Below are 14,891 nucleotides of genomic sequence, written 5' to 3'. Positions count from 1 at the left end.
AAGATTCTTCGAGAGTTTGGTACAAACTATGTAATTAATTTTGTTTAGCTACTTATTCAATCAGACTCCCTTTTTTTCTTGAACATGACCGATTTAGTCTAAACTCCAGTTAGTTGATGCCAACGGTAAACAGATAGTCTTTGTGCAGTACGAGAATTTTTATGAGCCAGTAGAAGTCACCACCGGCGCGACCAAAGGCGAACTAATCGCTGTTACCAAAGGACGCTTCTCTAGAACGAGTGAACGCCATTCTGATGACGGCACTCACATCAGCATTGGGGATGCTGCCTTTGGCGATCGCCAGTGGAGCTGGAAATGAAATTCTGCAACCCTTGGCAATTGTAGTTTTAGGCGGTTTATTTACTTCTACAGCTTTGACTTTGTTGGTTATTCCTGCTCTCTACGCCAAATTTGGCAAACAATTAATGCCTCAACAGAAACCCGTTTTGATTAACCAAACATGGTCAAACTAATAACAATAGACCTCTTGTATATATATTTTTTTTGTTTCGCGCAAAGGTGCAAAGGCGCAAAGAAGGACGCTATCATCATGACTTTTGCAAGAGGTCTAAAGATGAGGTCTAAAGATGTTGTGATTGTTACTATAACAACATCTTTACATTCTCAGGTTGAAAATCCCCACGGCTTCTAGCTGGGGGATTTTTGCTACTCTGCGGGAACACTACGCGAACACAAGAATGCCCTGTATGAGTTTGAGGCTTTTTTATGACTCAAAAATGTTTAAGTCCCGATAGTCAATATAATTTCCCTTGTCTACCCTGCTCCCGCTTTGACGCTAGCGATTTATAAAAGTGCCAAATTGTTAATAATTAATAAGAAATCTGTCAAAATCTCTATAAAATTTTCTTGATTTAAAACTGGAACATGAACAAATATACAATGCGTTGCCAGTTTATTTTGTTCTAAGTAGTTCAGTACAGAATAATAAAGTCCCTCTCTTCGAGACGCTACGCGAACACAAACAAATTTACCGCAGTCGTCACTAATATCAGTTACCTTTGCTCCTGAGACTAATTGTTTGACATCAATTGTTGTCTGTAAAAAGCTTTCTCCACGCCTAGCACCAAGTTCTAGACTTAATTTTTGCCGACTAGCAGCCATGCCACAACAGACGATGTAATCTGGTGGAGATGTCTCTATTTTTGCCATCACCCGATAACTAGCAAGCTCGATATCTACAGGTAACAGGCGCAAAAATTTTAAATCATAGGGGAGTGAGTCAAGTTTAGAGACTTCAAATAATAAATCATCAGAAGAATTTGAGTGCTGATCATCAAGCCAAGTGTCAAAAGAAGTTAATAGTATTCTTTTCTTCATGGAAAATATTATTTAGAATAGAAAAACCCTCCATAAATAATTTACAAGGAGAAAGTCGATGCCAGTTATTGCGGTTGTAGACTATGACATGGGAAATTTGCATTCTGTTTGTAAGGGGTTAGAAAAAGCTGGAGCGACTCCTAAAATTACTCATTCCCCCAAGGAATTAGCTCAAGCAGATGCCGTTGTCTTGCCAGGAGTAGGAGCATTTGATCCCGCAATGCAACATATCCGCGAGCGAGATTTAGAACAACCGATTAAAGATACAATCGCATCTGGCAAACCCTTCTTAGGCATTTGTTTAGGACTACAAATTCTCTTTGAATCCAGTGCCGAAGGAACTCAACCAGGACTAGGAATTGTGCGGGGAAAAGTGCGGCGGTTTGTCCACGAACCTGGAATTACAATTCCCCACATGGGTTGGAATCAGCTGCAATTCACTCAACCAAAAAGTATTTTGTGGGAGCATTTACCCCCTCAACCTTGGGTATATTTTGTGCATTCTTACTATGTTGACCCTATTGAGGCGCAAATCCGGGCTGCAACCGTTACCCACGGTACGCAAACCATTACAGCTGCTATTGCCCATGAAAACCTGATGGCAGTACAATTTCACCCGGAAAAATCTTCTAACATTGGGTTGCAAATCTTGTCTAATTTCGTTTCGCAAGTACGGGAAAAAATCGCCGCATAATATTTAAATGGAAATTTTAGGGTTTGTCATTTGTCCTTTGTCATTCGTTTTGCTACAGACTAATGACTAATGACCAGTGAGCAATAACTATTGACTAATGAGTCTAAGAATTTACGGGAATCGCCAAATTAAAACCTTACCAGGACAAGAAACCCGACCCACCAGTGCGCGGGTGAGGGAAGCAGTTTTTAATATTTGGCAGGGAGAAATATCAGGTTGTCGCTGGCTGGATTTATGCACCGGTACGGGTTCAATGGGTGCAGAAGCTTTGTGTCGAGAAGCCAGGTTGGTAGTCGGAATTGAAAAATCAAGCCGCGCCTGTGCTGTAATTCAACAAAACTGGCAGACAGTGGCACAGTCAAATCAAAAATGGCAAGTATTGCGCGGCGATGTTATCCAGCAGCTAAAGCACTTATCAGGGCAGTCGTTTGACAGAATTTATTTTGACCCACCCTATGCTAGTGGATTATATCAGCAGGTATTAGAAGCGATCGCTCACTATCAATTATTAGATCCCAATGGTGAAATCGCTGTTGAGCATAATCCTCAAGGGTGGACAGACATAGTAATTCCCAATTGGGAAATTTGTCGTGAAAAGGTTTACGGTAACACCGCGCTGACTTTTTACAGAATTATGGATGAGGTAGTGGAGAGTCGGGAGTCGGGATTAAATGAGTAATGAGTAATGAGTAATGAGTAATGAGTAAATCCCATTACTTATTACTTATTACTTATTACTTAAAGACAGGGGTCGGAATATCTCTAACTATGCGGAAAGGAAAGACCTTTGTAGAGGCTACCTGAGCATAATCTGGAGTCAGAAAAATCGCGTATTTCTCAGCTTCTGGTGTGAGTTGTGCTGCCATTGCTAAAGCGATCGCCTGCACAAATTTTCGCACATCAGCAGCTTGTTCACCGACAATTTCACCACCACTTAGGGGTGTATTGGGTTTATCTGCTTGATCTAAAGTAGTGCTGGGGTCTTTGACACTTAAATGCGTACCACCAATCACACCCGCTAACCATTTGGGAGAGGGAATTTTACTAAATCCCATGATTTGTTCAGTTAAAGCCGGGGTGGTTTTATCTGCGGAACTAGCCAAAATTAAGGTAGGTACTTGTACTTTAGTTAAACCAGTGTCACCAAAAATCAATGAAGTTGTCGGACTAAGAGCGATCGCTTGTTTAATTCTATTGTCCCGCAGTTGATAGGTATTTTCGGGCAATTCTTGGGCAATACATTGGATAGTTTCCCCAATACTGAAAGTAGCTAACTTGCTCTGACACCGTTGCTTGAGTCCGGCTAGTTGTAATTCGCCTCCAGCCAGTGCTAAAGCCGTCCCACCACCAAAAGAATAGCCCACCACCATCGCATTATTAGTTGCTAGTTTCCCTTCTAGAGAATTACCTGCTGTTTGATTAACCTTTGCTAACTCATCTAAAACAAAACTAATATCTTTAGGACGTTCTAAAAATTCTTGGGGTTGAACAATTCTGGTTTTACCTTGAATAGCTAAATCAACATTGGTTTGATTACTACCAGGATGTTCTAAAGCTGCAACTATATAACCGTGGGAAGCCAGATGTTCTGCTAAATAGCGTAAATCAGTGCGAATTGATCCCAAACCATGAGTAAATACAATTAGAGGTTTGTTGGCATTGGCCGCAGTTGACCAGTAAACATCAACAGGAATATTCCGAGTCCGCGTTTGATCATTAAAATTCAACTTCAGCACTTGTACAGACGCGCTACCTGGTTGGCTGGGGTCAAAGGGTAAATTAATTTGGGAAGGTTTAGGTACAAGTTGGGGAGACAGGGAAAACATGAACTGCTGGGTACGCCAAAAAGCATTATTCAAGCTTCCCATCACTGCAAACGCCTGGGGTACATTAATTTCCAAGCGTTGACTTGGATAAGCAGCAATAAAACTAAGTACAGATAGACCCTGGGAAGAATTAGAGCCTAGTACCAACCCAGCTCTTAAAGCTTCTGTACCCGCTTGATCTTTGCGAACTACAGCCTTCGAGAGGTCGTTGAGGATAGTTGTACCTATCTGTGTATTAAGTAACCTACTCAGAGTCACCACATTTAGAGGTATTCTCATTCTCAACATCCCCAAAAGAGAGCGACGTTGCTGTTCAGATAACTGCTTAGTAAATGTATTTAAACTGCTGGGAAACTCTCCGGTTGTAGCGGCGGTTTGCAAATCAGCCAGAGGAATTGATTCTGCAAACAAACCATAACGCACCACCACCGTATCAGCCGCCTTTGCAGAGGTGTTGACACCAAAAAACTGTGTTACAGCCAGCGCACTCAAGAAACCAGCAACCAGTTTAAGACTTTTTCCACGTCTTCCCATACCAATCCTCACCAATAGCTACCTAGGGGAATATAGCGAATATTAGTGTATATAGCTACTGGTTGAGAGTAGGGTATTGAAACACCCCATAAGATTTAAAATTTTGCTTGACCAATTCAGGCTACATCATTAACTGGAAGTTTAGATATTTGATTGTAAACTTCTGCATTCTCTTCAAGAGCTTGACGTAAATCGTATTGCGTTTGTAAATTCAACCAAAACTGAGGACTGTTACCAAAATAGCGAGATAAACGCAAAGCTGTATCTGCTGTAACACTGCGGTTTCCAGATAAAATTTCACTAATTCGCGTCTGAGATACACCTATATCTTTGCTCAATCGATAAGGGGTGATATTTAGTGGCTCTAAAAACTCTAGTTGTAGGATTTCCCCAGGATGGATATTTGGTAGGCGGTTGTTGTTCATAATTGTTGATCTGCGTCAGTGGTAATCTACTATTTCAACTTCCGAAGCATTATTTTCATCCGTCCAAACAAAGCAGATTCGCCATTGATCGTTAATACGAATACTGTACTGTCCTTTCCTATCGCCGACTAGCTTTTCTAAGCGATTACCAGGCGGAATGCGCAAATCGCTAATTGACGTTGCTGCATCAAGGATAAGTAATTTTCGTAAAGCAGTTTTTTGGATATTGGGCGGATACTGAGAAGATGTAAAGCCGTCAAAGATCAGCTTTGTCTCTTCAGATTTAAAACTAACAATCACAATCCTATCGTTTTGCGTTACTATCGTCAAACGTTAGTATACACTTCAAGGCGAACTCCCATTAAGTTATATTTCGCCAACAGCATCGTCTTCCCTTGTACCCCTTAACCTACTGAATTTTGGGAGCATTGAGATAAGCTTGGGGATTTTGGGGATCAAATTCTAAGCCGTTAAAGAATTTTTCTACACCGCGTGATGTGCTAGCGGGGATGGCTTTTTCTTGTCCGATGAGTTTGGCGGCTTCTCGCCATAAATCTTCCCGGTTGACGGCATCGATGATTGGTTGGGGATTAAAATCTTTGGGGCGATTACCCCAGCGCATATCTTCAATGAAGAACCACAAGTCATGGCTTTTATAAGGATAGGAGGCATTTTCCCGCCAGAATTTAATCGCATGGGGGCTATTTTCGACTACGCGTCCATTGCCATAATCAAATTTACCCAAGAGGCGATCGCGCAAAAATTCATTAGGTACTCCAATCCACTGGCGTTGCGATAAAATCTGAAAGAGTTCTGCTTTATTCTCCGGGCGATCGCACCACATTTGCGCTTCCAATACTGCCGCTAATAAAGCTTTTGCTGCTTTCGGATATTTATCTACCCATTCAGCACGCACTCCCAGAGCCTTTTCTGGGTGATTGTTCCATAACTCACCACTAGTAACTGTAGAATAACCAATCCCTTGTTTAATCAAGCGATGATGCCAAGGATCTACCACACAAAAAGCATCCATTGAGCCACCCCGCATATTCGCTACCATCTGCGGTGGTGGAACTACAATCAATGACACGTCTTTATCTGGATCTATCCCACCATAAGCTAACCACCAACGCATGAAAAAGTCACCTGTCACCCGGCGGTAGGGTATAGCACAGCGCACATTTTCCCCACCTAAACTTTTTTTAGCAAACACCGACTTGAGTGAAGAACTATCTAGCCCAAGTTTTAAATCTTGATAAGCATTGGTGACAGAAACACCCTGGCCGTTAAGATTTAACCGAGCCAAAATATACATCGGAACTTTACGCCCATAGCTAATTTCCCCAGTAGCCATCAAATGCACCATAGGAAACAGCAAATGTGCGCCATCCAATCCTTCATTACCTGAACCTAACATCAGTTTGTCGCGCATCACCGCCCAAGAAGGTTGTTTTAACACCTCAACATTAGGCATTCCATGCTTGGCAAAAAAGCCCTTAGCTTTAGCCACAATCAAGGGACAAGCACTAGTCACTGGTATAAAACCTAGTTTTGCCCCTGTGACTTCTGGTGCATCACCATTCCCAGCATACAAACTCGCATTAGATGGGATAGCCGCAGAATGATGACTCAGAGTTGTAGATAAAAACGCTGCACCACCAGTCGCTATAAAATTTCTTCTAGTAAACTTTGTCATATCTAAATTACTGTAAAAGTGATTAGCCCAATAATCTCCGTCGATTTATGGCGGGGAGTGTCAATTTTCCTGTCTTTTTCAAGCCGCAGATTGCACAAGCGGCATCTTTTCAACTTTTCTATATTGTGCTTGCTGCTGATGGTGCAAAAAATTTAGCAATTCGTGGCGTAGATCATGATATAGGGGATTATCTACAATTTCTGATGGAATACGAGAACGGCCAAAGGGGACATCTAAAATTTGACCAATAGTAGCCGCCGGGCCATTGTTCAACATCACCACGCGATCGGAAAGTAACAGTGCTTCATCAACATCATGAGTCACCATAATGGTTGTAATATCAGCCAGATTACAAATATCCATCAACTCCGCTTGTAGCGTTTTGCGGGTGAGGGCATCCAAAGCCCCAAATGGTTCATCTAATAGTAATAGTTTGGGTTTAATTGCTAAAGCACGGGCGAGGGCGACTCTTTGTTTCATCCCCCCAGAAAGTTGTCCTGGTTTTTTGCGGGCTGCATCTTTTAAACCTACCATTTCTAAGTGAGTAGCAATGATGCGATCGCGTTCAACTTTTGGTTTGTGAGATAGCACTTTATTAACAGCTAAAGCCACATTATCCCAAGCACTTAACCAAGGTAACAACGAATAGTTTTGAAATACCATCATCCGATCTGATCCTGGACGCTGTACTCGTGTACCGTCTACTTCCACATAACCCCGTGAAGCTTTATCCATCCCAGCAATAATATTCAACAATGTTGACTTACCACAACCAGAATGACCAATTAGAGAAATAAAATCTCCTTGCTTAATTTCTAGATTGATATCTTCGAGAATGATGTTTCTATCACCGTTGGGCGCACGATATTCTTTATTGATGTTGTGAATCTTGACGAAATTCTGCATTGGAGTATCTCCTAATAAATCGTGGTACACAATTAAATTAATGGATGGGGACAGGTGACAGTTGACAGAGGAGAATAACTAATGACTATTCTTGTGGTGTAACTTTGAAAGCTATATAAGCCATCATTTTGTCTAGTACCAGACCAACTACACCCAGATAGATGATTGCCAATATAATTTCACTAATATTGGAATTGTTGTAGGCATCGACAATAAAAAAGCCTAGTCCATCATCGGCGAGTAACATTTCCGCCGCAACAACGGCTAACCAAGAAAGACCAATAGCAATTCTTAACCCAGTAAAAATGTAAGGTAGTGTTGCAGGGAGCAGGACTTTGTAAAAGTTCTCAAAAAATGAGAGTCCTAAAATTTTTGAGACATTAGTATAATCTTTGGGAATCATTTGTACACCCAAAGCTGTATTGAGAATAATCGGCCAAATAGCAGTAATGGTGATTACGAAAATAGCCGATGGATTTGGTTTCAGAAATATAGCCTGGGCTAAAGGTAGCCAAGCTAGAGGTGCAACAGGGCGCAATATCTGGATGACGGGATCTATAGCTTGTTTTAAAAATTTATTGAGGCTAATCAAAAAGCCAATGGGAATGCCAATAACTACAGCTATCAAATAACCAAAAGTGACTCGTTTGAGGCTAGCAAGAATCAACCAAAAGAAGCCTTTATTTAATCCACCTTTATTAAAAAATGGGTCAATAATCAATTCCCAAGTATTCCTGATAACTGCAACAGGAGAAGGTAAAGAGGTATCAGGAGTAAGGCTCATCAAATGCCAAAGTATTAAAATACTAGCAATACCGCATAACGGGGCAAAGATTTGCTGGAGGATTCGCCAAAAAAGTTGCTTCGTTTTTGGACTTTGAGCGAGTGGTCTTCTAGAGCGTATCACCATATAATTAAATTACCTGCGTTTTACTAGCTATTAAAATTAATAACAATCTTGGCATTTTTGATAATCAACGGCAATGATAACTAGATATCCTATCCATTTGTCATATTTGCGATTAGCAAAGTTAATAAGTGATATTGATGATATCTGAATGTGTGTTTATGGGCGGAATTTCTGCTGTTATAGATTTATCAGATATTAGTTGGTGATTTATGCAGTTAGTTTACATATACTTTGCGTCTAACATTTATAAACCCTTTGATATGAGTTAAGTAGAACAACTTGAAAACACCAAACTATGTTAAGTAATGTAAAAAAACTAAGATTGAGTTCGTAGTATTCGCGTAGCGTCTCGTAGAGAGGACTTTAGTCCTTTTTTGTTCGCGGAGCGTCCCGCAGGGAACGGAGAGAACGCAGAGAGAACTAAAGTTTTTACTACAAACCTTTAATTATTTACCCTGTTCTACTTAGTTTTGTTAGGGACTTATACAATAGCTTGGTCTATGTTTCCTAACGTCAACCGAAGAATAATCTTCGTATTAACTGAAATAGTTAGTACATCACAATATAAAGCCCAGCCCCTATCTGTAATAGTGTGGACTGGGGGTATAATTTTTTTCGCGGTTTCCCTCTAGGAAAGTAGAGCTATGCTACGTCTTTGATGGATAGTGATACCTTGAGCAACTGCGGGACGTTCAGCGATGCGATCGCGCCATACTGACAGACTAGTCCTGCTAGTCCTGTGTCAAGTTAGTTTTGATGGTTTGTAGTAAGGACTTTAGTCCTTACTACAAAAAAAGCTTATCCATCAATTCAAACTTGATGAACTACTAGACATCTCCAAAAATGAAATATGCGTTATCCATAAACCGTTAGAGACGTAGCAATGCTACGTCTCTACTTTTTCACCAGATGTCTATGAGAAAATTTATTTGATTTCTAGGCTTGCACTCTGTTGGTCATTTTTGCGGCCTAGTTGACCATCTTCCATATGAATAATGCGATTGGCAATATCTAAAATCCGATTATCGTGAGTCACCAACAAAATAGTGCATCCTTGTTCTTTTGCTAAATGCTGCATCAGGTCTACAACATCTCGACCAGTTTTTTTATCTAATGCAGCTGTTGGCTCATCTGCTAAAACTAACTTGGGGTGACTGACTAAAGCACGAGCGATCGCTACCCGTTGTTTTTGTCCTCCAGAAAGGTTATCGGGATAGTAATCAACACGCTCACCTAGACCTACCGCTTGCAGCATGGCTTCAGATTTGGTACGTGCTTCCATTGAGCTAATATTTTCATGTAGCTCAATGGACATTTGCACATTCTGTCTAGCAGTCATAAATGGCAATAAATTATGAGCTTGGAAGATATAACCAATATGGCGACGAGTTTGCACCATTTTCTCTTCATTCGCGCCATTCATTTCTTGACCTAAAATTTTTAAACTTCCCTCTTGGACTGAACGCAAAGCACCAATTAATGATAATAAAGTAGTTTTGCCTGAGCCAGAGGGGCCAGTCATAATGACAATTTCGCCCGAATCTATTGCTAGATTAATGTCAAATAATACCTGCTTTTTTAAGGAACTATTGCCATAATAATGGTTGAGATTACTAATATCTATTACAGGTTGCATAAATATATAGTCCTTAAAAAATATCAGCCGGATCAGCAGATTTTAGCTTGCCTACCGCCGTAGCGCCAGAAATAAAACACATAATGACGGTTGCTAACATCACAAATATCGCTCGTGAAAAACTCATTTCAATCGGCAGCAAGGTCGCTTTTTTAGCAAATTCATACTGGATTATAGAGAGGATAAAACCTGGTATATAACCTAAAAATGCAATAAATAAAGCTTGTTGAAGCACCATAGACAACAGATAATTATGCCTATATCCCATTGCTTTCAGGGTGGCATATTGTGCTAGATGTTCAGAAACATTGCTATAAAGAATTTGATAAACAACTACTATACCTACAATAATTCCCAGTCCTACACCTAAATTAAATATAAAACCAATTGCTGTACTACTTTGCCAATAGTTTTTTTCAAAAGCAATTAACTCGGCTTTCGAGAAAACTTTCACATCTTTTGGTAGAAAATCTTTCAATTTCTTGACAAAGGCATCAGCATTATTGCCAGGTTTTAATTTAATCAGACCAATATTAATGAAGCCTTGTTGCCTATTACTAAAAATCCTCAGAAAATTCAGATGGCTAGTAACTAAGTTACCATCAGAACCAAAAGATGCTCCTAGCTCAAATAATCCACCTACCTGAATTTTACGATTGGGGCCGCGATCGCTAACTTCTGCTGTAATATCGCGCTGCTGTTCAAATTCTGCAACAATAGGGCCAAACTCAGCGCGAGAACTACGGTCAAATAAAACCATATCAGGTAGTTTGAGAATGTTTAAATTTTCTGCAACTCCTGGAAAATCAAATATTTGCTCTTGCAGTTCAAAACCAATTACAAAAATATTCCGCCAAGAATCTCTAGTTGCAGTATTTTTCCACTGCACAAATCCTAAATAAATAGGATTAACAAACTCCACCTCATCAAATGCTAAAGCTTGAGTTAATCGCCTTTGGGGGAAGCTTTCCATCGCCACTAAAGATGTAGATCGGGGACTGATTAAAAAGCAATCACCTTGTAACCCTTGATGTAAACGCACAGCACTATCAAATAAAGCATCTCGAATACCCAGTTGCATAAATACAATAATAACTGCAAATATAACTCCTGAAAGTGCCACAATTAATCGAGTTTTTTGGTATCTAAGTTGTAACCAGGCTGTAGGTAGTTTGCTAAACATATTTTCTTGCTAATTGCTAGTGCTTTCTGGAGAATTGGATGTGTTTATTACCACTTTTACCTGCAAATTAGTTAATCCGGCAACTCGCTGACTAGCTTCTGCATCAAGACGAATTTTCACTTCAACTACTCTGGCATCTGCATCGGCAACTGGGTCAGTACCGAGTGCATCTTTTTTGCCAATTTGCAACCCGACTTCATCTACTGTTCCTTGTAGCTCACCGATGACTCTATCACCCTTAATTGTGGCTATTTGACCTATCTTGACTTGAGCGATGTCGGTTTCATAGACTTCTGCTGTGACATACATTTGGTCAGTGTTTCCTAAGTCAACAATTCCCTGATTGCCAATTAATTCACCAGGCCAGCTATGAATTTGGAGAATTTGACCATCTCTAGGCGATCGCACATAAGCTAACTCTAAATCTGCCCTAGCTCGTTGCACAGTAGCTTGTGTAGCTGCGACTTCCATTTGTGCTAGTTGCACATCCACAGGACGAACTTCTGCAATAGAATCCAGAGTTGCTTCTGCTTCTTTAATCTGCTTTTGATTCGTGGCTACTGTGCGACGGAGGTTAGCTGTTGCTTCTTCAATATCTTCTTGATAGGAACTCACAATGCGGCTGAGATTGGCTTGTGCTTCCTTCAGGCGTTCTTGAGTAGTATCCTGCTGGAGACAAAAACTATCACGCTGTTGAGCTGCTACCGCCCCATCTTGATATAAATTCTGATAGCGTTCACAATCTGTTTGGGAATTTCGCAACTCAGCTTTAATGCGCTCAATCGTTGCTTCTTGGGCAATTTTTTCCCCTTGTAACTTAGCTTTTAAGCTGGCAATAGTTGCCCTTTGGGTAGCGATTTGTCCTTTTAACTCGGCCTGTGTGCCTTCAAATCTGGCATCTTGAGCCGTTATCTCACCCCTTTTCGCACCAGCTTTGACTTGCTGTAGACGAGCCTGGGCAACTTTCACCTGCACTTGTGCTTGTCTAAGAGATGCTTGCAGGCGATCGCGACTATCTAAAATCGCAATGACTTGGCCAGACTTAATTTTATCCCCTCGTTTCACCAACAGTTCCGTAACTCTTGCCCCTTCTTGAAAAGCAGGAGCAGATACTGTAATTACTTTATCTTGAGGTTCTAAATACCCTGTAGCAGCAATAGCACCAATATCATTAATCTTTGTATTGACGGTAGTTGATGTTGATCTAGAATTTGCCGACTGCAAACTGAGAACAGAGTAAGTGGTAATAGCACCAGTTGCTACAGCAGAAATGATTATGAGAGCAGTAGTTCCCCGATTCAGAGATTTAAACATGAGTTGGGATTTCATTTTTACTACCTGAGTTTAAAAAATATCATTTGGCGGTAGCATTTATACTAATTCGTCATGTTTTTGAGAGAATTAGTGTGAGGGTTTGCCTGATTTGAAACTTTGTTAATTTATCAGAGGCACTTGAGGAATTTATGCAATTAGCACAGTAATTTATCCCTAAACCCTTACCGTTATTGCCATTGCATCAGTCCTAGAATCTGGAAATTATTTGAGATAAATCAATAAGTTCAAGCCGGGAATAGTGCGGGAGAGTGTCCATAAAACTAGGGTGATATAGAGTACCCCTAAACTCCATTGATACCAAGCTAGGGTAGAAATTATTCCCGGTAGTTGTTCATCTCGGAGGCGAATGTCGTTAAACCCTAACTTAACTAGATTGTTGAGGCTAAAGTCATAGTAGTTCAGCCAATTCCAACGGCGATCGCATAATAGGGGCATATATCGTTCCCGAAATACTTGATTTCTGGGAATCACGGGTAAACGACCAATTAATAATCGCAACTGTCGAAATGTTCCGTCTTCGCTTAAGTAAGAAATATTCATTAAGTCGTGATAGCGTCCCTGTTGATAGAGGCGGATCAGTAAAATTAAGGGTATGGGGACGATAATTATACTTAGGCATCCCAGAGTGAGCCAAGGTTGGGCAGCATTGCGGAAAATGGCTAATAAGCTCAAGAATGTTAACCCACTAAAACTAATAAAGATGGCAACAGTTTCATAGTAGGTGGGAATGATGGGGACGGGATGCAGACGACGAAAGCGATCTACTAGCCAAAATAGTACACCAAAATAAGCGATCGCCACTCCCCCCACACCAAAGACTAGCCAGAAGTTTGTCCCATAGCCGCTTAAGAGTAACAATACACTCAATGCTAACCAAGCCCAAGCTTCTAGCAACCAACTACCAATAGCCAGGGGTTCGGAAACTATCAGGCGATCGCTGAGTTGGTTGTAGGTGGCTAAATCGATATCTACTAAGGTTAATAGTTCGTTGGTGTTGCGAAATTGTTTAATGATTCGGCGTTGGGCGATCGCTTCTGCTTGAATGTGAGAAAAACCCAGTCTGATCAAACTTACCACAGGTGCATTATTAATATTAATCCCTAATAACTCATGGCTTAATTCTTGCAGTCTTAATTGTTGTTTGGTGTACTCTATTTGGTTAGCATCAGTTACTTGCTGTTGTTGACGGAAATTCTGTCCCAAATTTCGCAAAATATTTTGATTTCCTTGTAAAGTGGGGACACTAAACATTTTCCCAATCTGCCCAGGATTACCTAATATTTTTGCTTGATTAGAATTAAACGTAATCCCAGGGACATTTAAAAATGCTTCCTTGGCAAATAGGGCATCACTAAAATCAGCTTGGTTGAGAATACTAGCATTCTGCAAATCTACAGGTTGATTAAACAGCACCTCTCTAAATATGACAGCTTGCTCAAAAGTTGCCTCTTTTAAAAATAGGAACTGATTAAAACTTGATTTAGTAAACTGGGCTTGATTTGTAAATTTCGCATCAGAAAAATCAGCATTCTCTTGCCATTGAATATTATTAAATCTAGCTAACTGTTTAAAAATAGCTTGATTGAAATTGGCATTTTTATCAAAAAAGCTACCTTGAAAATCAGCATTTTCGAGAAACTGGGTTTGTTTAAAATTAGCTTTATCAAAAAAAATACTACTGCGAAAATCACTCGTTTTGCGGAAACTGGAATTATAAAAACTTACAAGGCGACTAAATCTAGTTTCACTCCAGTTAGCAATTTGCAGAAAAACAGCATTTTGAGCATCTACAGATTGGAGAAAAAATGTATTAGGAAATCTTACTTCTCCATTGAAACGAGTTTGAGTGAATGTCAAAGCACCACGAAAAACTGTCACTTCGCTAGACGCTGTTGATTGAGTATCTAAAAGTGAACGACAATCTTTAGAGTTGATTAAAGTCACCGTTAAAGATTGCAAGCAAACTAAACGTAACTGTTCTAATTGTGCTTGCTCAGTGGCAGTAAAAATGGGAGCAATGGCTTGGGCGTATAAAGGCGTTCTTAAACCCAAATCACTGCCAATAAAATCACCTTGAACTAGAGAATAGCTCAAGTCTAAGCCTAAAGGTTTTGCTCCAGTTTTTTGCAGTTCTTTTCGCAGCAATTGATAAAAAGCATCACGAAAACTAGCATTTTCGGGACGCAAATCAATTACCATTTGTCGCAAATCTACAGTTAAATTACCTTCTCGGAGAGTAGGATTATGTAGTCGTTCTTGCAACAATTCTAAAGTTAATGGTGTGCGTTCTAGTTGTGTTGGTACTGCCCACGCGGGTAGGGGAATTAATAATACTAACAACGCACACAAAATAATTAGTAAAGTAGCTTGTCTCCACCATAGGGAATGGGACATTGGGTATGAGTCAT

General features: G+C 40.3%; 13 protein-coding genes and 1 pseudogene. 3 read left to right on the top strand and 11 right to left on the bottom strand.

Annotation, left to right across the window (positions count from 1 at the left end):
• Window positions 1-227: 227 nt before the first annotated feature.
• Window positions 228-473 (top strand): annotated as a pseudogene (locus tag ACM0OR_RS20960) (efflux RND transporter permease subunit); the annotation flags it as partial.
• A gap of 331 nt (window positions 474-804) precedes the next feature.
• On the opposite strand, the gene ACM0OR_RS20955 reads toward ACM0OR_RS20960, so the two are convergent.
• Window positions 805-1,338, bottom strand: a complete 534-nt coding sequence (locus tag ACM0OR_RS20955; protein ID WP_414578519.1) for a peptidase C15 — start codon at window positions 1,336-1,338, stop codon at window positions 805-807.
• 58 nt (window positions 1,339-1,396) lie between these two features.
• Here ACM0OR_RS20955 and hisH point away from each other — a divergent pair, with 58 nt between their 5' ends.
• Window positions 1,397-2,032 (top strand): imidazole glycerol phosphate synthase subunit HisH, encoded by a 636-nt coding sequence (gene hisH / locus ACM0OR_RS20950; RefSeq protein ID WP_190707247.1) that lies wholly within the window; start codon window positions 1,397-1,399, stop codon window positions 2,030-2,032.
• Window positions 2,033-2,129: 97 nt separating this feature from the next.
• Window positions 2,130-2,711 (top strand): 16S rRNA (guanine(966)-N(2))-methyltransferase RsmD, encoded by a 582-nt coding sequence (gene rsmD, locus ACM0OR_RS20945; RefSeq protein WP_414578517.1) that lies wholly within the window; start codon window positions 2,130-2,132, stop codon window positions 2,709-2,711.
• A gap of 55 nt (window positions 2,712-2,766) precedes the next feature.
• Here the strand turns inward: rsmD and ACM0OR_RS20940 are convergent, their stop codons facing one another.
• From ACM0OR_RS20940 to ACM0OR_RS20895, 10 genes are all read right to left on the bottom strand, one after another.
• Complete coding sequence (locus tag ACM0OR_RS20940; RefSeq protein ID WP_414578516.1) at window positions 2,767-4,392, bottom strand: alpha/beta hydrolase; 1,626 nt, start codon at window positions 4,390-4,392, stop codon at window positions 2,767-2,769.
• A gap of 116 nt (window positions 4,393-4,508) precedes the next feature.
• Window positions 4,509-4,817, bottom strand: coding sequence for a HigA family addiction module antitoxin (locus ACM0OR_RS20935; protein ID WP_190707239.1), 309 nt, complete (start codon window positions 4,815-4,817; stop codon window positions 4,509-4,511).
• Between the two features lie 15 nt (window positions 4,818-4,832).
• Complete coding sequence (locus ACM0OR_RS20930; RefSeq protein ID WP_414578521.1) at window positions 4,833-5,117, bottom strand: type II toxin-antitoxin system RelE/ParE family toxin; 285 nt, start codon at window positions 5,115-5,117, stop codon at window positions 4,833-4,835.
• Window positions 5,118-5,226: 109 nt separating this feature from the next.
• Window positions 5,227-6,513 (bottom strand): CmpA/NrtA family ABC transporter substrate-binding protein, encoded by a 1,287-nt coding sequence (locus ACM0OR_RS20925; RefSeq protein WP_414578513.1) that lies wholly within the window; start codon window positions 6,511-6,513, stop codon window positions 5,227-5,229.
• 78 nt (window positions 6,514-6,591) lie between these two features.
• A complete protein-coding gene (locus ACM0OR_RS20920) occupies window positions 6,592-7,419 on the bottom strand; it encodes an ABC transporter ATP-binding protein (RefSeq protein ID WP_414578511.1) in 828 nt (275 codons plus the stop codon).
• Window positions 7,420-7,504: 85 nt separating this feature from the next.
• Entirely contained in the window at window positions 7,505-8,329 is an 825-nt protein-coding gene (ntrB, locus tag ACM0OR_RS20915; protein ID WP_414578509.1) for a nitrate ABC transporter permease, read from the bottom strand.
• A 925-nt stretch (window positions 8,330-9,254) separates the two neighbouring features.
• A complete protein-coding gene (locus ACM0OR_RS20910) occupies window positions 9,255-9,965 on the bottom strand; it encodes a DevA family ABC transporter ATP-binding protein (RefSeq protein ID WP_323265803.1) in 711 nt (236 codons plus the stop codon).
• A gap of 13 nt (window positions 9,966-9,978) precedes the next feature.
• Window positions 9,979-11,148 carry an ABC transporter permease DevC gene (devC, locus tag ACM0OR_RS20905; protein ID WP_323265804.1) on the bottom strand — a complete coding sequence of 390 codons (1,170 nt, stop codon included), beginning with the start codon at window positions 11,146-11,148 and terminating at the stop codon, window positions 9,979-9,981.
• A 9-nt stretch (window positions 11,149-11,157) separates the two neighbouring features.
• Window positions 11,158-12,477 carry an ABC exporter membrane fusion protein gene (locus ACM0OR_RS20900; RefSeq protein WP_414578507.1) on the bottom strand — a complete coding sequence of 440 codons (1,320 nt, stop codon included), beginning with the start codon at window positions 12,475-12,477 and terminating at the stop codon, window positions 11,158-11,160.
• A gap of 207 nt (window positions 12,478-12,684) precedes the next feature.
• Complete coding sequence (locus ACM0OR_RS20895; protein ID WP_414578505.1) at window positions 12,685-14,877, bottom strand: pentapeptide repeat-containing protein; 2,193 nt, start codon at window positions 14,875-14,877, stop codon at window positions 12,685-12,687.
• Between the last annotated feature and the right edge of the window lie 14 nt (window positions 14,878-14,891).

Origin of the sequence: Anabaena sp. CCY 9402-a (assembly GCF_963920945.1) — a bacterium.
Classification (GTDB): Bacteria; Cyanobacteriota; Cyanobacteriia; order Cyanobacteriales; family Nostocaceae; genus Trichormus; species Trichormus minutissimus.
This window is presented reverse-complemented; position numbering and strand designations above follow the sequence as displayed.